Raw genomic sequence first — 17601 nt, forward strand, 5'->3', positions numbered from 1 at the left:
TTTCGCCGATGTCTAACATGTACTGCCTACCACTATCCTTAGGCCGCTTCGACCTTTATCTCATTCTCGCTCTGCTTGTTTGCGGTATGGTTTGTGTTAACGGCGCCGCTGCGCAAGAGGTCGTGCGATTTGATCTTCGCCAAAGCCAGTATGCCCAGCAGTGGCAACCGACGCATGACATTGCCGGTCTATCGCAAACGGCTGAAGGTTTGCAGATACGCATTGGAGGGGAAGACCCCTACCTCTTTGGCCCTGTTTTCGACTATCCACAGAACCAACCGCTCTGGTTTTCCATTCGTCTCTATTCAGATCAAGGAGGTGTTGGTCAGCTTTTTTACTTTCCTGCAGGCACCTCACCAACAGAACCAGCATCCGTTCGATTCCCCGTACCTGCAAAACGATGGGTAACGCTGCGGATACCGGTGCCGTCGTTTGGGCTTAACTACCAGATTCGCTTTGACCCTCCAGGCGATCACGGCACCTGTACCGTTGCCTGGATGGCTTTTGAAAAGCGGGATATTCTCCGCCCACCTGAATGGCCACATCCTACGGCACCTGTTCTCTCACCCAAAGCGCTTCTCCTTCGAAGCGGCTCCTTAGAGCTTTTGCATAATCCGGATAAGATGGGTGACTTTGTGGTGAGGTTTAAAGGCACCACCATGGCCGCCGGTGATAATAAAGCCCTTATCGGTTATATAGAGAACGGTAAGACACGTTTTATTCCTCTCCAAGGTAAGACTTCTGTGCAGAAAGAGGGGGATAGGTTAAAGGTACAGACAACGCTGCAAGACCCCGATGGGGCACTATGGACGCTAAGCCAGCGGTTTTCCGCTCCTGCTCCCAACCTTATTCAAGTGGATGTGGAGGTTAGAGTTAATCTGCCACGCAACGTCATCTTCCTGCCGGTCTTTCTTCTGTTTCCAGGCTTGGGCAGCTTTGGGGAGCACAAAACTCAAGCGCTTTTTCCCGGTCTAGAGTACCTTGGGCCGGATGAGCCCTCTAGCAGTCAGGCCGACATTCGCGGGCCGCAGGCCAATCGCCAAGTTCCGGATACCGAGAAGATAACGTTCCCGCTCATGGTGGTGGCCGCGCAGAATCACTGGATCGCTCTTTCCTGGCAGATGGCGCCGAACGTGTGCGCTCTCTTCGATACTCCAGATAGGCAGTTTCACTCTGGCGCCCAGGTAATGGGGGTCCTCTTCCCCGGGTCTAACGGTCTGAATCGAGAGGAGGGGAGCCTGCTTCCCTACGATGGCAACGTAATCTCTCCAGAAAAACCCTTCCATAGTACGGCCTACATTCTTTGTGGGGACGGGCAAACCGTAGTCCCGGCCATTCAGCGCTACGTAAGCCTATGGGGACTGCCTCACCTCCCCGATGCGCATCTAGATTGGCAGGGGTGCCTTCACTTGGCTGCATCGGGGTGGCTTCATTCCGGCATTGTAGAGGGAGATAGGTTGCGCCACGCCTATCCCAACTTTGGCCCTCAACCAGTTGCCGATGCGCCCACCATGATGCTTTACGCCGCGGCGCAAGGGGCCGATACCGCGTTAGCCCAAGAGCTTGAAGAGGGAGCTCAGCGCTATCTCTCGGCTGTCCCTCCGCAGGATTTCAACAGTGCGGGGATAGGCCATGTGCGTTTTCCTGTACCCTCCCTCGTTTTTGGGCATGTGATAGAGAACGCTGACACTGCGGCCGCAACAGCCCGCAGTACTCTGTCGCAATTTACACCGGAGGGCACTATCCTCTATAATCCACCGCCCCATGGGGAAGATTTGGCGAGCACCAACCCAACACGAACAGCAAACGGGCTTACCGCCAGCGTGGTGGTGAATCTTCTGTATAACGCTATTGCCTCTGGCGATCCCACGCTCATCGCCCTGGCTCTGCAACATCTGCGCGCTCTCGAGCGATTTGACAACACGGTGCCTCGAGGTGCTCAGTCATGGGAGGTGCCGCTGCATACGCCCGATATTTTAGCCTCTGCCCACCTCGTGCGGGCGTTTGTGTTGGGATATATGCTCAGCGGAGATAAGGCGTTTCTCGAACGCGCTAAAGCTTGGGCGTGGACGGGGCTTCCATTTGTCTATCTCTATAATCCTACCGGCCATGCCGTCGGGCCTTATGCCACTCCACCCGTCTTCGGTGCAACGCATTGGGTGGCTCCAAACTGGATGGGCCTACCGGTGCAATGGTGTGGCCTTGTCTATGCAAGCGCCCTGTATCAGCTTGCTCCGTTTGACCCCAAAGGGCCGTGGCGTCAGATCGCCGACGGAATCACGATCTCCGGCATTCAACAGACCTGGCCGATAGGCTCCGACCCGTTACGACAGGGGCTGCTGCCCGACTCCTTCAATCTGAAAGGCCAAATCCGCAACGACCCTGCCATCAATCCCTGCACCCTCTTTGCTGAACTTCCTTTCCTCTTCCGTAAAACGCCCCTCTATTCGTTTCATGCCTTCCTAAAGCCTCATCTACTGCTGCAGGCACCAGGGGAGATCAAGGCGTTGCGCGAAACCAGCAACAGTGTGACCTGTGAGGTGAATGGCTGGCCAATAAAGAGATACTACGTGCTGATGAGTGGCTTCCAAACAAAACCGGAGGTGTTGATAAACGGCAAGCCTGCACCCACAGATGCCCTAACTTTCGACCAACCGACAGGAAGGTTAGTTGTCGCATTAGAAGAAAAATCCACATTAACGATAAAGGTTCGGTCACAAAGTGCCGAGCGCTAGCGATTAAAAAGCAGCCCTCCTGATCGGTCACGATGAGGAGGGCTGTAAGAGGTTGCAAAATACCGAGCGCTAGCGATTAGAGGGCGGACTTGCGGTACGTTGCTCTATCTCTTCTAAAAGGTGGGCTTGAACCAACATTCGCAACTCGGCTAGTGCCGCTAGCATCTTATCTACGTCACGGCGTGGGCTGGCCGGGTCGTCTTGCCAATCGCGGAGAGCGCGCTCAGCACGCTTGAGGGCATTTGCAGCTTTTTGGGCGGGAGTTAAAATGGATCGCATGGACAGATCACCTGCGCATTTTATCAAAATGGTGTAAGTACATTATACGACGTTCTTTTCAATTGCGCAAGCATATATTTGTCTAGGGGATAGGTACGGGCTCTCCGTAACGGCTGGGAAAGCTAAAATCAGTTAATTGGCAATTTTGTAATATAAAGCAACATTATATTAATCATAATTGGTACGCGATGACAACAGATGGTTTCTCGATTTCTAAACGTTTTAACTCTTGCTGAAGGGTTGAGGCGACCACACGATAGTCATGGCGCTGCTTTAAAAACAGACGCGCCTGTTCGCCTCGTGCATCGGCCTCTGTTGGATTATCGAGAGCGAGGCGCATCTGCCGGCTGAGATCGGCCTCGTCAATATCAATCCAGCGCCCTTCACGAAGCCACGGCTTCTCTAAAGCGGCCACGAAGTTCACAGGCGTTTCTATGGCCTGCACCGGATAGCCCGTCTCCTCTGAAAGAAGCTCCTGCATGGCCCCCCAAGCCGGCGCGATCACCGGTCGGCTATAGGCCATGGCCTCAAGAACCGAACGTTTTATATCGGCCGTTCGCGCCACAGAGACAAAACAGTGACATGCACGATAAAGCGCCCGCAAAAGCTCCGGTTCCAAGGGCGTCGTCTGCAGCACAATGCTAGGATGGTGTCGAGCGCCCAACATAGGGAGAAGGCACTGGGCTAACTCCTGTCGCATCCGCTGAGCGGCGTTTTCCTGTAGGGCAAAAGGATGGAGCACAAGGGCGACGTCTTCCTCCGGTCGAAATGCTTGAAGGAAGGCACGGACGAGCGTCTCCCAAGCATATGTACGGCTCCATTCGAAGTGCGCCAGGAAGTTGAAGCGGCGCATGCCCTTTAACGGAGGGGTTTGTGGCTGCCCTTTTGTCTGAGGCCGATAACGGTCACAGTTAACTGCGAGTGGCACCACACCTACTTTTTCGGCCTCTATGCCGACTTCGAGGAGCCTCTCACGCTGAGAGGAGGTGGGCACCCAAATACGGTCGAGCTTTTGGCAGGCAGCGATCCATGCAGAGGATGGAAGCAAGGTTGGCCACTGCAGCCGCCCAATGTGAATGTCGGCTTCTATGGAGGGCTCTTCATAAGGGGCAAACGTTATAAGCAGATCGGCTTTCGCGGCACCCTCCTCAATCAGGTGCGCTTTCATTAAAGCCGCCTCCAGTAGAGGATATTGTGGGGCTTGTGAACTGCACGGTTGCGCCCATAACTGGGGCGTTATGCCAGCTTGCCTCCAGGCGAAAAGAAGGGCATCGGGAGCCTCGCGTGTTTCATGAAGGGTTTGCAATAGCGGATCCGATGTTTTTACATCGGCCGAGGAGGCAAAGAAATAGGGCGAGAGCGGACGATCTAGATGCTCCACGTGTGGTGCCGGTTCCGATGGCGATTCCGCTGCCGTGCTCTCTTGGAGTTCGGCGAGCCATTGAGAGAAGCGCGGCCAGCCATTGGGATACCAGGCGTTATTCGATAGGTTCCCCCCGGTAAGGAAGGCGATGGCGGACAGCCCAAACCGAAACTCACGATTCTCTGGATGATTCAGCAGGCCCCAGCGCAGACAGTCAATACTTTCTGCCAGCTCTCCCTGTTCAAAACGCGCTAAGGCTTCGGAATAGAGTTGCAGGGAATCTTGAGTTTCCACTGTGTATATCCACTCTTGGGTGCGTCCCCCCTTACGTCGGTATACCCAGCGTCCCAAAGAGGTATAGGTGGCGTCGGCATGGTAGATAAGGCTGTCCGCAAGATGACCTATGGAGTAACCCATAGCTCTACAGCGGCGAGAAAAGTCGATATCCTCTTCTTCACCGACTTTTAAGTGGTCGTTCCAGCGCACCATCCGAGCCACTTCAGCGCGCATAAGAGAGGCCCCTCCTGTGGCATAGATAGCGTGGTCCTCTTCTCCTTCACAGAGAATCATTTGGCCACGCTGTGGTGCCTTTGTGGCACGATCCCAGTAGCGCGTGCCGTCTGGCATGCGCACCTGCATGGTGAGCACGTCGAACGTGTCGGGGCCTTTGAGGAGATGAACATACCATTCTGAATCTAGGATACAATCGTCGTCTAAAAAGACTAGGGTCTCATAACGCGCCCGTGCGATACCATGGTTGCGCATAGCGCCTAGCCTTCCTTGCGCGGCGAGGTCGGGGCAAGGGAGAAGGATAACGTCTTCTCCTTCGAACTGAAGCCCTTCGCAGTTCCCGCAGATCAGCACCTCGTACTTGGGGATGCGCTGCTTGCGAATGCTTTGAACGAGCAGGGCGATGAGGTTTTGCCGTTTTCCACCGGTAATTACGATGAAGGAGAGAGCGCTTTTGTCAGCTTTACGCCCCTCTGGTGAAAGAAGCGATTGCGGACTTGCTTTGCTCCAAGAGTGTTGCACCTGATCGGGCGGCAGCAGTTCGGGCAGCACGCGCACCACGGGATGGCGCAAAGTTCCTACAGAGAGATTTAGCGTTTGTGGGATGGGAGCCGATCGAATCACATTAAGATTTTGAAGTGCAAGGGGAATGCCGAAGAGCGCAAGCTTTTCGAATGCTGCCGTGGCCTCCTTTGTGTTGCCTTTCAGCCATGCGAGAACCGCCAAATTATTTAATAGAATGGGGTGGTCGCCGATAAGGGTTCTTGCCTCTTCGTAGAGGGACTCTACAAACCCAATCTCTGCGGGGACACTCGAGGCCACGAGCAGAGAGCGCGCATAGTCCATGAGAGCGGCGGCGCGGGCGAAGGCATCGTTTTTCCATTCGCCATTCAAGTCCGGGTAGATATCTTCAAGGGGGATTGTGGAGCGATGACGACGTAGCACCTGCAGCGTCTCTTTGACGCATGCATCGCTGCTATTCATTGAGAGGCCTCCTGCTCGAAACAGCCCCAAAATCTCTGGCAGGTGGTAGGCTCCGCAGCGGTGCGCGATCCGCAGAAAAAGGTCGTAATCCCCCACTATGGAAAGACTTGGATCAAAGAGACCGACTTTCTCGTGTACCTCGCGCCGCCACATGGGTTGAGGTCCGAACATAGCGTACATGAGCGCTTGACGTAGGCTGTATTCGGGCCACCGAAAAACAGCGTGGGCGTTGTGGTTGGCAAAGGTCTCGTTCTCGCCATGCGTAATAAGACTATCCGCGTAGACAAGCCCGATGTTGGGATGGGTTTCAAGCGCTTGCACCATTCGCTCGATGGCATCGGGCCGGTGACGGTCATCGGCACAGGCCAATGTGAGATAGTGTCCGCTGGCTACTTGGATGCACCGATTAAGCGCCTCATGGGCATTCTCTCGGCGATCTATGTAGATAGAGACGATGTTGGGGTAGCGGCGCATATACTCGGCAAGGAGCGCCTGTTCGTTTTGGGGCGAGGCCGTGTTACAGAGCACAATTTCGAGGTGCGAAGCGAGAGTCTGCGCTTCGAGGTCTTCTATAAGCCCTGGGAGAAACCGGGCGGCATTGTAGAGCGGCACCAGAGCCGAAACCAAATAGTCCTGTTTCGCCCCACTACGTTGTATCTCCATGGTCTTTTCCTTAATTTCCCGAAAGCGAGTTTAACAGTGCGCACAGCTGTTCGATCTTCTGGGGTTCAAGAGAGGGGTAGTTACCGATGTAAAAACCGTAAAAGTGAATATGATCGGCCTCAGGGTAGTCATGCCAAATACCTCGCGGAACCACACCTTCCAAATAGGGTTGGCGCAACTGGTTCCCTCCTCCGGCTGTGCCTCGGCGGAACTCCACTCCATGGGCGCGCAGTGTTAGCATGACGTTGGTGCAGAGAGCCTCATCGGGTTTACGTAACACAAGGGTGAGCGCGTAGCTACAGTTGCCCTCCGTACGAAACTCGGTAAAGTATTTTTGGGGATCGAGGTTTTCTAGAAAAATGCGTAGGTTATCGCGTCGTTTGGCATTGTTTTCGTCGAGCCGTCGAAGCTGCGAGCGCCCGATAACGGCGTTGATTTCCGTTGGCCTCACATTATAGCCAGGGTAAGCGAAGATAAAATCGGGATTAAGGTCGGGATAGCGCCGGCTATAGCTGTGGCGCCAGTTCCTGGAGTGCGCTTCGCGTACCATGCCATGCGAGCGCAGCATTCGCAACATCTCATACAGCTCCTCAGAGTTGGTCGAAATCATGCCGCCTTCAATGGTGGTGAGATGGTGCGCATAGTAGAAGGAGAAGTTGCTCATGAGGCCGAAGGTTCCCAATTTACGTCCCTTAAAGGTGGCGCCGTACGACTCGCATACGTCCTCGATGAGGGGAATATCGCGCTGTTCCAGTTCACCAAGCAGCTCATCCGTTAGCGCATTGTAGCCGAGCACATGCGTGAGAAAGACGGCACGCGTATTGGGTCCCAACTTCTGCAAAACCTGGCGGGTGTCCATGCCGAGGGTATGGGGGTCAATATCCACAAAAACCGGTGTGAAACCGCACTGCAGCACGGAGGCAATATCGGAAACCCAGGTGATGGTGGGCACAATGACCTCACCAGGCCCCTTCAGCAGGCGCAAAGCTGTCATCGTTAGCAAGTTGGCCGACGCACCTGAGTTCACCATAACACTGTAGCGAACACCGAGCCAGCGCGACCATTCCTCCTCAAAGGCCAGAACGTGCTCCCCATGAGTCAGCTTTGGGTCTTCCTGCTGCAGCAGTGCAATGACGGCGTCGAGGTCGGCGCGTGTTAGGTTATTCTGCATAAGTGGCCAGTTCAGTCGGGAGGCCACGATGGCTGCAGAGACCGAAGAGAGGGCGGACGTTTCGCGCTCAAAAAGGCGTTTTGGGGGGCGGTAGTTCGGTTGGGCAGTCATGTTAGAAAGGTCCTTTAAATTGAAGGAGTTCTGGTGCTTCGATTTTGTCGGGCATCCAATCGTAGGCTTCTCCACGCACAAGGCGTGCGGCCATGGCAGCGATAGTTTGGGGGTTCGGATAGAAGAGTTCCTCAAGAATCGGTGTGGTGGGACATGGAACAGGCTGGTAGCCCATGCGGGCAAAGCGAAGAGTTTGTTCGCCCTGCAATCGCTCGGCGACCTGCGTCACGATCTCTGCGCTCGCGCCGCAAGGTGTCCACCCGGTGTCTACCACGAGAAGCTTTCCGGTTTTTCGCACCGATTTTACGATGGTTTCGGCGTCTAAGGGGCTTAGCGATACAGGGTCTATAACCTCGGCCCGGATGCCTATTTGGGTTAGACACTGTGCGGCCCGAAGGCACTCTACCACCATATGCGAGATGCCGATCAAGGTAATATCCTCTCCCTCTTCTAGGATGCGCGCGCGGCCAAAAGGAACTGTGTAGCTCTCTTCTGGCACATGCCCTTTAAGGGCGTGTACCATACGGTGCTCCACGAAGATCACCGGGTTGTCGTCGCGAATGGCCTCGATGAGAAGCCCTTTGGCGTCGTAGGGGGTACTAGGGGCCACCACTTTTAGTCCGGGAATATGCATGAAGAGGGCGTGAATCCCTTGCGAATGCTGTGCTCCCTGCCCCCAACTGCGTCCGATGACGCTGCGCACCACCAACGGCACATGGAGTGAGCCACCGAACATGTAGCTGGTTTTGGCCGCGATATTGATGAGTTGATTCATGCAGAGCAAAAGGAAGTCCATGCGAATATGCACATGGATGGGGCGCATTCCGGCGAGGGCGGCGCCGATGGCCACTCCGGTCATTCCATCTTCGGCTAGAGGGGTGTCGAAAACGCGATCGGCGCCGAATTTTTGCGCTAATCCTTTGGTCGTACCGTAGATGCCGCGAAAATCATCAACGCCTTGCCCCAAAACCAGCACACTGGGGTCACGCTCCATCTCTTGCTCGGTGGCCTCTCGAATGGCCTCAGCGCACGTTAACAATCGCTCCATGTTGCACCTCGTGGAATGTATCGGTGAATAGTTCTGATGGGTTAGGCCAGGGCGACTCTTCGGCGAAAGTAAAAGCAGCTGCGATCTCTTGTTCGATCTCTGTCTCGATAGCGCAGCGCAGCGTGGGCTCTAGCTGCTGGGCCAGCGCCCGTAGCGGGTCTTTCTCCAGCCATGGTTGCAGCTCATCGAGCGAGCGATAGCCAACATGAAAATCGTCTCCCGGCCCCACATGCTCCTTCCAGCGATAGGTGAGGCATTCAAGGAAATAGGGACCTTGCCCACGGCGTACGTGCTCAACGGCCTGTTGTGCCGTTTCATAGAGGGAGAAGATGTCGTTGCTATCGGCTTTTGCTGTGGGTATGCCATAGGAACTGGCCCAGGCGCAGAGGTCTGAATTGGCCTGTCGCGCTTGCCGACGAGAATGGATGGCATAGCCATTGTTTTCACAAATGAAGAGGACTGGCAGACGCTTTAAGGCGGCGAAGTTGAGGCTTTCATGAGCGGCCCCCTCCTCGGTGGCTCCGTCCCCAAAAAAACTAGCCACGATGGAATTGGCCTTGCGCACTTTGAGGGCGTAGGCATAGCCTACCGATTGGGGCAACGAGGTGCCTACCACAGCGGAGGCTCCCATAATGCCCATTTCTGCATCCACAAGGTGCATCGAGCCGCCTTTACCTTTCGCGCAGCCGGTGGCTTTACCGTAAAGCTCGGCGATCATGCGGTTCAAATCGCCGCCTTTGGCAAGATAGTGGGCATGTCCGCGATAGGTCATAAACACCACATCCTCCGGTAGAAGCGCCTCACATACGGCGACGGCAATGGCCTCCTGACCTATGGACAGGTGGCACGGGCTTTTGATCTTATCGGTGGGGTAAATCCGGGCGATCTCTTCTTCGACACGGCGTATACGGTAGAGTGCGTGGTAGAAACGCGCCAGCATCTATGTAATATCTCCTTCGTTTTCAAGTCCTAAGCCACTCTGCGCTGCTCTCCAGAGAGCAACTCTAAGAAGTGGTGCCACATCTCTTGTAGCCCCTCGACTAAAGTGCGCCGTGGTCTCCAACCCATCTCTCTCAAAATGCGCCCATCAAGCGCTTTGTAGGGAGCGCCGTCTGGCTGCGAGATATCGAAGCAGAGGCGGCCTGTGTAGCCAACCACTTCGCTGATCTTTTCTGCCAGCTCACGAACGCTATACACTTCGCCCCCTCCGATATTCACCGGTTTCTCCTCCGCATAGCGCTCTGTTAACAGCACCGCCGCTTCTGCTGCGTCGTCAACATGCAATAGCTCCCGTCGGGCATTGCCCGTGCCCCAAATCTGCACTTCTGCGAGCTGCATCTGTTTTGCCCAGCCAATACGGTTCAGCAGGGCACCCACAACATGGGCGCGCTCTGGGTCTAAGGCATCTTGAGGGCCGTAGAGGTTTGTGGGGATCACGGCGAAGAAATCGGCACCGTACTGCCGATGAAACGCCTCACAAAGCTTTACACCGGTCAGTTTTGCCATGGAGTAGAACTCACTGGTCGGTTCCATAGGCCCGCTCATTAGCATCTCCTCACGCGCCGGCATAGGGCACTCTCTCGGATAGATGCAGGAGCTTGCGAAGTAGAGGAGCCGCTTTACCCCAAAACTGTGTGCGGCTGGAAGGATATTGGTAACTATCTGAAGATTGTGTGTCATTAGGCAGGCCGGCTGGCGTTTGTTCAACCCGATTCCGCCGGAAAGTCCTGCCGCAACAAGAACAACGGTAGGCCTAAAGCGGGCGAGCAGCATCTCCACATCGGATGGATTGGTGAGGTCTATACCTACTGGGTCGCCAGAACAGTGTGTATAGCCAGCTCGTTGAAAAGCTTTTAACAAGGCCGAGCCCAGAAACGTATCGGAGCCGGCTATCCAGATCTTTGTATGCTTATCTAGATTCATAGAGTTTTTTTCCTAGGCTGCCTGAGACGGGGTGGTGAAGGCTAACTCCTCAAATGCGGTAAGCGGTTGCCGCATTCGTTCTTGCTCCACGATGGCGTAGTCGGTTTCTGGGTCGAAGTAGATAATACGGCTCCCAGAGAAGTCGAAGTGAAAAGGCACATGGATGAGGCTTGCGAGGGCCTCTTTTACTGTGGGTTGATTTTCTGGGGGCACAAAGAGCAGGAGAAAACCTCCTCCTCCGGCACCGGTGATCTTGCCACCGAGAGCTCCAGCCTTGCGTGCCGTCTCGTAGATAGCGTCAATGCGCTGGTTACTTACCGAATCGCTAAGGGAGCGCTTTAGCTCCCAACCCTCATGCAGCAGCTCGCCGAACTCCCTAAGGTCGCGCTGGCTCGTTAATATGGAGAGGCCCTCCTCCACGAGCGCTTTCATAACCCGCAGCTGCTGCTTCTTGGCGTTGAGGTGTTGCACATAGGTCTCAGCCACTTGGGCGGCTGTTCGTTTGACTCCTGTATAAAACAACATGAGGCTGGCATTCAACTCCAAAAGTCTCTCTGAGGTAAGGGTAACCGGTCTCACTAAAAATTGACTGTCCGGTAAAAAGGTTATGTGGTTCAACCCGCCATAGGCGGCCATAACCTGGTCTTGGCAACCGACCACCTCCTTTAAACGCTCTTGCTCGACCAAAATGGCCTCTTGGGCTAGCTGTTGTTGGGTCGCTATTTGCCCCTTGAGGGCATGAAGCGCGTTCAATAGGCCCACCGTGAAAGCGGAGCTAGAGCCCATGCCGCTGCGTGCCGGCAGATCGCCGTCATGTTGAATGGAAAGTCCGCGCTCGATCTCTAAAAAACGGAGCACCTCGCGCACGGCCGGGTGTTCGATGGCATCCACTGTGGTTGTACTCTCGGTTCTCGCGTAGACCACACGATATCGAAAGTCGAAGAAGGGAGGCAGATAGCGGCAGCTGAGATAGCAGTACTTGTCAATGGTGGCGGCAAGCACGGCGCCGCCATAGGTACGAAACCAGGCCGGGTAGTCGGTCCCTCCTCCAAAAAAAGAGATGCGATAGGGTGTTCTGCTGATGATCATGGTGGTTCCTCGCCGTTAGATATTCCTGAAGGGTCGTCTTCCCAAAAGCGCATAGGCCTTCAGCAGTTCGCGAATGCCCTCTTCTAGCCCTCTTCGAGCCTCAAAGCCCATGCGCCTGAGCTTTTCGCTGGAGACAATATAGTTGCGCTTATCGGGGTCGGAACCTATATCAGAGCAAACAATATGAAACTCTGGGACGAACTCCTTCACTTTTAGAGCGAGTTCGTATTTGGAGAGGTTGGCGCTATCAAGGCCTAAGTTGTAGGCTTGCCCCACCATGCGGTCGGCGTGCTCCAAACAGAACAGAAAGCCGTCGGCCACATCACGAATGTGCACGTAGTTGCGTTTGAAACCTGCCTCGAAAAGCACAAGATAACCATCTGTAACGGCCGTATAGACGAAATGGTTCACCAGGAGATCAAGACGCATTCGCGGCGAGGCTCCGAATACCGTGGCTAGACGCAGAGAGATGGCGTTTGGGCTGGCCAGTAGCTCCGCCTCCGCCTCCACTTTTGTACGCCCATAGAGGGAGATAGGCTCTAGAGGAGTCTCTTCAGTGCAGAAGGTCTCTCCAGATTTGGTGCCATAGCCGCTGTTGCTGGTGGGCTGCAGGAAGAGCTGCTGAGAACTACGAAGGCGATTGAGCTGTTTTACGGCCTCATAGTTGACCTCGCGCGCTAACCACGGGTTACGATCGCAGGCTGGGGCGCCCACGATGCCGGCGAAGTTGACGATGGCATCGGCACGACGTAAAAGAGAGCACATGAGCTGCTTATCGCGTATGTCACCTTGAACAAAATCGAAGTTTGGATGGCTGCAAAGATGTAGGAGGCTTGGTTGGTTATAGAGCAGGTTATCTATGCCTACAACACGGTAGCCCGCATGCAGCGCTTGCTCGCAAAACACGGCTCCGAGATAGCCTGCCGCTCCTGTTACGAGGAGGGAGCGTCTCAGCGGAAGCTCATTTGTATTCACGGCCATGCCCTCTTCCTTGGGTAAGTTTTATCGGTTCATCCTTCTTCTTTTATCGGAAAACAACAGGCCTTTTTGCAGGGAGGGTAGAGCATTCATCTTGTGCTTCATTCTCATCTCACGCAAGCAATGAGCAAGCAGGAAAAAGGAATGGAAAAATTAAACTCCACTACCGTCAAAAACGCACAGGAGGTTGGTTTCATGAACGCTACGGCCAAGAGAAGCGCGCTCAAAAGGTCTGCGCTCTTTGGCGCTTTCGGCTTCAGCATCTTGTTTACGTTGGCTTTACAGAGCATGGCTTTTCCCCTTGCTAGACATCAGCAGGAGTTAGGTTCTCAAGAGGAATCGAACCTTCTCGCTCTTCCCCCAGAAAAACCCATCCTTGGAATGAGCACCCCTGCGCTCTCGCCGGATGGAAAAGAGATATGCTTTGTATACCGCGGAAGTCTCTGGTTGGTCTCATCGAAGGGTGGAAAAGCAACCAGGTTGACCATCCGCAACACCACCGATTTCGACCCTCACTGGTCGCCAGACGGACAGTTTATCGCCTTCTCCAGTCTGCGTCGAGGGAACTTTGGCATCTATATTGTGCCGGCTCGTGGAGGCGAGCCCCGGCAGGTAACCTACTTCAGCGGCAGCAATTGGGTTACCGATTGGATGCCGGACGGCTATCATCTTCTGTTTTATTCTGCGGGGCGCGATACGCATACCTTTGCGATTTTTTCTATAGACCTCCGCGACCGCTCTTTAAAGCAGCTGACTCACGATACGGAACCGTTGCGATTTGCCGTCAGCTCGCCGGATGGCAAACAGATCGCCTATACGCGCAGCGGGCAACCTTGGTGGCGTGCATGGTATCGGGGCAGCGTTGCGGCTCAGACCATGGTGGAGGATTTGGCAACCGGCAAAGTTCACCAGGTGCTCTCTACCCCTTCTCAACAGTTTTGGCCTCTATATGCACCGGATGGAAAGTCGCTGTTCATCACCACCATCTATGGACATAGCAATACGCCCAACATTTGGCGGGTCCCTCTAGATGGCGGTCCACCGCAAGCGGTTACCCACTACACCACCGACGCCGTGCGGTGGCCTAGTATTGCACGCAACGGCTCGCTGATCTGCTATCTCTACAAAGGAGATATCTATACGGTGAAACCGGATGGCTCCGATGCGCATCCTCTCACCATTTACGCGCCCTCGGATAGCCCTGTCCAAAATACTGAACAGATGGTGCTTCATGATGGTGCCGATGAAAGCCACCTTTCCCCCGATGGCAAAACGCTAGCCTTAGTTCTAAAAGGGAATATCTGGCTTGTGCCAACGACAGGTGGCGACGCGGAACGTCTTACAAATAACATCGCCAACAATAACGACCTCACCTGGTCTCCAGACGGCACGCATATCGGTTTCATCTCCGATGTTGGCAATCAGCCCGATCTGTATACCATAGATGTGAAGACCAAGCAGATCACGCGCCTTACGAACGATATGTCCCAAGAGAGCAACACCAACTGGTCGCCGGATGGGGTCTACATTGCCTATGCAAAGGCAGGCCCTAAACCTGGCCTCTATGTGGTGCGAGCTGCCGGTGGAGAGCCGGAGCGGATGGTGGCCGCCGGTAACGGAGATAACCTTTACGGCACAGGCATTAACTCCTTTGCATGGTCACCAGACAGCAAGTGGCTGGCCTTTTCTCGCATGGATCGCTACGGCACACGCGACATTTGGGTGGTACCTACCGTCGGTGGCACCCCTGTTAACGTAACCGCCTATCCCAATAACAACACCGATCCGCAGTTTACAAAAGATGGAAAATACCTTATTTTCATTTCCGACAGAAATGGCACTTCGCAGTTGTTTCGTTTACCTCTTCTCAAGCCGGGTTTGGAGCCAAAGCAGCCGCCGAACGCACCCGTTCAGGTGAAGATTGACTTCGATGGAATTACCGATCGGGCCCAACTTATCCAAACCCCTACGCCGGTGGATGACTATGCCATTACTCCCGACAGCAAGTACATTGTTTTTCATGCCAACAACAACTTCTGGGCTGTGCCCGTGCAGGGAGGCTCTGTAACCCAGTTGACCAGCCAAGGAGAGCCGGGCGGTGGCATTGAATTTACACCAGATGGCAAACGCTTCTTCTATCTTGGCGCCAATGGAACCCCTCGCTCGCTGGGCGCTCCTCCCGGCCCAGCAGGTACACCCGAAGTTGTTAGCTTTAGCGCGAACTATACCTTTAATCGGAAACTGCTCTATCTACAGGCCTTCAACGAGTTCTACCGCCGATTCGGGGCTGCCTTCTACGATCCAAGCATGAACGGAGTCAACTGGCCTGCATTGCGATCGAAATATGCATCTCAACTCGACGGAGTGGGCACCCCTTGGGAGTTCGCGAACCTGCTCTCTGAAATGGTCGGAGAGGTGAACTCCTCTCACTCCGAAATCTCTCCAGCCATCACGCCAAGTGGCCCCCAAACGGCTACCTTGGGGCTTAAATACGACTATAACTACCCTGGTCCTGGGCTAAAAGTGGTTAGCGTAATGCCCGACGGCCCAGGCGATCAACCCCAATCCCGAATCAATCCGGGCGACTACATTTTGCAAGTGGATGGGAAGCCGGTTTCGATGAACGAATACTATTATCAGACACTGCAAGACAAGGCTGGGAAAACCGTTAAGCTGCTCGTTAATACAAAACCTACCGAGCAGGGGGCGCGCACCGTGGAGATCAAGCCCATCACTCAAAGTCAGTGGGCCGACCTCGAGTACAAAAACTGGGTGAAGCAGAACCGCGAGTTGGTAGATAAGCTTTCGGGTGGGCGCTTGGCCTATATTCATATCCGGGCCATGGATCAAAGCTCACTCCGTAGCTTTGAACGCGACCTCTATAGCATCGCCATGCGAAAAGAGGGGCTTATCCTCGATATACGCCGAAACGGAGGGGGGAATACGCATAATGAGGTGTTGCGTGCACTCGATCAGAAGGTCTACGCCTATACCAAACCCCGTGATGGCTTGTTGGAGACGCAGCCGCTTCGGGCTTTTACCAAACCGATTGTGCTTTTGATAGACCAAAACTCCTACAGCGATGCGGAGATATTTGCCGCTAGTTTTGAGGCTCTTAAAAGAGGCCTCGTGGTGGGTGTGCCTACGCCGGGCTACGTTATCGGCACCTATGAGGGCACCCTTGTGGATGGAACGCACTTCCGCTTGCCCTCCTGGGGTTACTACACCTTGTCGGGTCAAAACCTTGAAAACCTAGGGGTTAAACCCGACATCATCGTGGTCAACACACCGAATGACATCGCCGAGCATAAGGACAATCAGCTGATCGTGGCCGTGCAGACTCTGTTGCGCGAGCTGCCGCCAGTAAGCAATGCGGAGGAGAACCCGCCCGTGGTGCTGCGCAGTGCTAACGATAACCCCAATGGAGGATCGGCTGCTGACTTTCATGGTATTCACGGCACCTACAAACCCTCAAACCAGTCCAAGCCGCCGATAAACCCATAGTGTGAGGGTTGCCGCAAAGGTGGTGATAAGGGTAGAAGGAATGCCCACCTTCAAAAAAGCCCAAAAGCCTAGTGGGCATTCCTCCTTCGCCCCTTGGGCTACGATCAGGTTAGCCACACTGCCCAGCAGCGTGAGGTTGCCGGCAAAAGTGCTCGAGGCCGCCAGAACAAGCCATAGAAGGGGTGCCTGTGAGTGCGAGGCCACCCACCCTCGTGCTAGCATCACGAAAGGCACGTTGCTGAACAGATTGCTACCGATGACAGAAGCCAACGAAAAGAGGCTTAACTGCATCAAGCTGCCAGCATTATGGAAAAGAAGGGGAGCCAATCGGGCAAAAACCGGCCCCTCCGCACGATTAACCCCGTCTACCACCACGAAGAGCCCGGCAAAGAACAACAGCAGCGCCCAGTCCACTCGCGCAAACGTCTCTTCGGTTGGCCGGTTAGCCCAAATCAGCAAGGCCACGGCGGCACAGAGGGCGGCCAGATCCATAGGGGCACCCGCCAAAAAGGCTATCAGTAGACCCGAAATCACCACGCCCGTTTTTGTCGCCAGCTTGCGATCGAGTCGTGCTGTCGGTTCTGCAAGCGTGTTCTCTGCGGGCATCTCAAGCCCACTAAGCTGTTTGGCGTAGAGCCAACGCACGATCGCTCCGTTGAGAAGAAGGCAGAGCAGTCCGATGGGTACCATCCTTAAAGCATAGGCTCCCCAGCTCCAGTGAGAGGATTGGCCGATGAGAATGTCTTGCGGATTGCCTGTAAGCGTCATTACGGAGCCTACGTTGCTGCTTGTGGCCAAAGCCAATAAGTAGGGTTCTGTTGGCAACTTGGCGCGACGGGAAACCATTAGCAGAAGGGGAGTCATGAGCAAGCAGATGGTATCGTTCACAAAAAGAGCGGAGAGCAGGCCTGCGGTTCCGCATACGACCCAAAGGAGCTGGCTTGGCGTACGGCTGCGTTGAACCAGCGTTCTTGCAAGCGCATCGAGGAGACCCGAAATAGTGGCGTAGTGGATAACGATCATCATTCCAAGCAGGAGGGCCAGGGTGGCTAGGTCAATGGCTTGCGCGGCCTCACGGCGCGTTAGCACGCCGGCCACAATCATCAGAACGGCACCTACAAGGCTGGCAGCGGGGCGGTCGAGCTTACGTGGGGAGTTCTCTCCGGCGAGAATGATGAGGTAGACCAAAGAGAAAATGGCAACTGCAAGGAAGCCTCTGTCTGTCATGAAAGCGCTTTCAGAG

11 protein-coding genes are annotated in these 17601 nt (G+C 54.7%); 2 read left to right on the forward strand and 9 right to left on the reverse strand.

The annotated features are described in order from the left end of the window. The first annotated feature begins 8 nt into the window (after nt 1-8). On the forward strand, nt 9-2735 hold the full coding sequence (locus CCALI_RS10440) for a hypothetical protein (RefSeq protein ID WP_016483452.1): 2727 nt from the start codon (nt 9-11) through the stop codon (nt 2733-2735). Between the two features lie 69 nt (nt 2736-2804). Here CCALI_RS10440 and CCALI_RS10445 read toward each other — a convergent pair whose 3' ends face one another. From CCALI_RS10445 to CCALI_RS10480, 8 genes are all read right to left on the reverse strand, one after another. Then, a complete protein-coding gene (locus CCALI_RS10445; protein WP_016483453.1) occupies nt 2805-3014 on the reverse strand; it encodes a hypothetical protein in 210 nt (69 codons plus the stop codon). Nucleotides 3015-3186: 172 nt separating this feature from the next. Further along, the gene (locus tag CCALI_RS15325; protein ID WP_016483454.1) at nt 3187-6534 is read right to left on the reverse strand and encodes a glycosyltransferase; all 3348 of its coding nucleotides are present in this window, start codon (nt 6532-6534) and stop codon (nt 3187-3189) included. Nucleotides 6535-6544: 10 nt separating this feature from the next. Continuing rightward, the gene (locus tag CCALI_RS10455) at nt 6545-7816 is read right to left on the reverse strand and encodes a DegT/DnrJ/EryC1/StrS family aminotransferase (RefSeq protein WP_016483455.1); all 1272 of its coding nucleotides are present in this window, start codon (nt 7814-7816) and stop codon (nt 6545-6547) included. A 1-nt stretch (nt 7817) separates the two neighbouring features. Further along, complete coding sequence (locus tag CCALI_RS10460) at nt 7818-8864, reverse strand: alpha-ketoacid dehydrogenase subunit beta (protein WP_016483456.1); 1047 nt, start codon at nt 8862-8864, stop codon at nt 7818-7820. Next, nucleotides 8839-9804, reverse strand: a complete 966-nt coding sequence (locus CCALI_RS10465) for a thiamine pyrophosphate-dependent dehydrogenase E1 component subunit alpha (RefSeq protein ID WP_016483457.1) — start codon at nt 9802-9804, stop codon at nt 8839-8841. Before CCALI_RS10465 ends, CCALI_RS10460 begins: the two co-directional genes overlap by 26 nt. A 29-nt stretch (nt 9805-9833) precedes the next feature. Then, the gene (locus CCALI_RS10470) at nt 9834-10787 is read right to left on the reverse strand and encodes an NAD-dependent epimerase/dehydratase family protein (protein WP_016483458.1); all 954 of its coding nucleotides are present in this window, start codon (nt 10785-10787) and stop codon (nt 9834-9836) included. Nucleotides 10788-10799: 12 nt separating this feature from the next. Beyond that, on the reverse strand, nt 10800-11876 hold the full coding sequence (locus CCALI_RS10475) for a kinase (protein ID WP_016483459.1): 1077 nt from the start codon (nt 11874-11876) through the stop codon (nt 10800-10802). A 15-nt stretch (nt 11877-11891) separates the two neighbouring features. Next, entirely contained in the window at nt 11892-12857 is a 966-nt protein-coding gene (locus CCALI_RS10480) for an NAD-dependent epimerase/dehydratase family protein (protein ID WP_016483460.1), read from the reverse strand. A 141-nt stretch (nt 12858-12998) separates the two neighbouring features. On the opposite strand from CCALI_RS10480, the gene CCALI_RS10485 reads away from it, so the two are divergent. Further along, a complete protein-coding gene (locus CCALI_RS10485; RefSeq protein ID WP_016483461.1) occupies nt 12999-16358 on the forward strand; it encodes a S41 family peptidase in 3360 nt (1119 codons plus the stop codon). Here CCALI_RS10485 and CCALI_RS10490 read toward each other — a convergent pair. Next, a complete protein-coding gene (locus CCALI_RS10490) occupies nt 16326-17585 on the reverse strand; it encodes an anion transporter (RefSeq protein ID WP_016483462.1) in 1260 nt (419 codons plus the stop codon). The two genes, CCALI_RS10485 and CCALI_RS10490, sit on opposite strands and share 33 nt — an antisense overlap. Between the last annotated feature and the right edge of the window lie 16 nt (nt 17586-17601).

It is taken from the genome of Chthonomonas calidirosea T49, assembly GCF_000427095.1.
Lineage (GTDB): Bacteria > Armatimonadota > Chthonomonadetes > Chthonomonadales > Chthonomonadaceae > Chthonomonas > Chthonomonas calidirosea.

Excerpts from the sequence above, each read along its gene's own strand:
- CCALI_RS10480 (WP_016483460.1), bottom strand. The coding sequence starts at position 12,857 with ATGGCCGTGAATACAAATGAGCTTCCGCTGAGACGCTCCCTCCTCGTA.
- CCALI_RS10475 (WP_016483459.1), bottom strand. The coding sequence starts at position 11,876 with ATGATCATCAGCAGAACACCCTATCGCATCTCTTTTTTTGGAGGAGGG.
- CCALI_RS10455 (WP_016483455.1), bottom strand. The coding sequence starts at position 7,816 with ATGACTGCCCAACCGAACTACCGCCCCCCAAAACGCCTTTTTGAGCGC.
- CCALI_RS10440 (WP_016483452.1), top strand. The coding sequence starts at position 9 with ATGTCTAACATGTACTGCCTACCACTATCCTTAGGCCGCTTCGACCTT.
- CCALI_RS10465 (WP_016483457.1), bottom strand. The coding sequence starts at position 9,804 with ATGCTGGCGCGTTTCTACCACGCACTCTACCGTATACGCCGTGTCGAA.
- CCALI_RS15325 (WP_016483454.1), bottom strand. The coding sequence starts at position 6,534 with ATGGAGATACAACGTAGTGGGGCGAAACAGGACTATTTGGTTTCGGCT.
- CCALI_RS10445 (WP_016483453.1), bottom strand. The coding sequence starts at position 3,014 with ATGCGATCCATTTTAACTCCCGCCCAAAAAGCTGCAAATGCCCTCAAG.
- CCALI_RS10485 (WP_016483461.1), top strand. The coding sequence starts at position 12,999 with ATGGAAAAATTAAACTCCACTACCGTCAAAAACGCACAGGAGGTTGGT.
- CCALI_RS10490 (WP_016483462.1), bottom strand. The coding sequence starts at position 17,585 with ATGACAGACAGAGGCTTCCTTGCAGTTGCCATTTTCTCTTTGGTCTAC.
- CCALI_RS10460 (WP_016483456.1), bottom strand. The coding sequence starts at position 8,864 with ATGGAGCGATTGTTAACGTGCGCTGAGGCCATTCGAGAGGCCACCGAG.
- CCALI_RS10470 (WP_016483458.1), bottom strand. The coding sequence starts at position 10,787 with ATGAATCTAGATAAGCATACAAAGATCTGGATAGCCGGCTCCGATACG.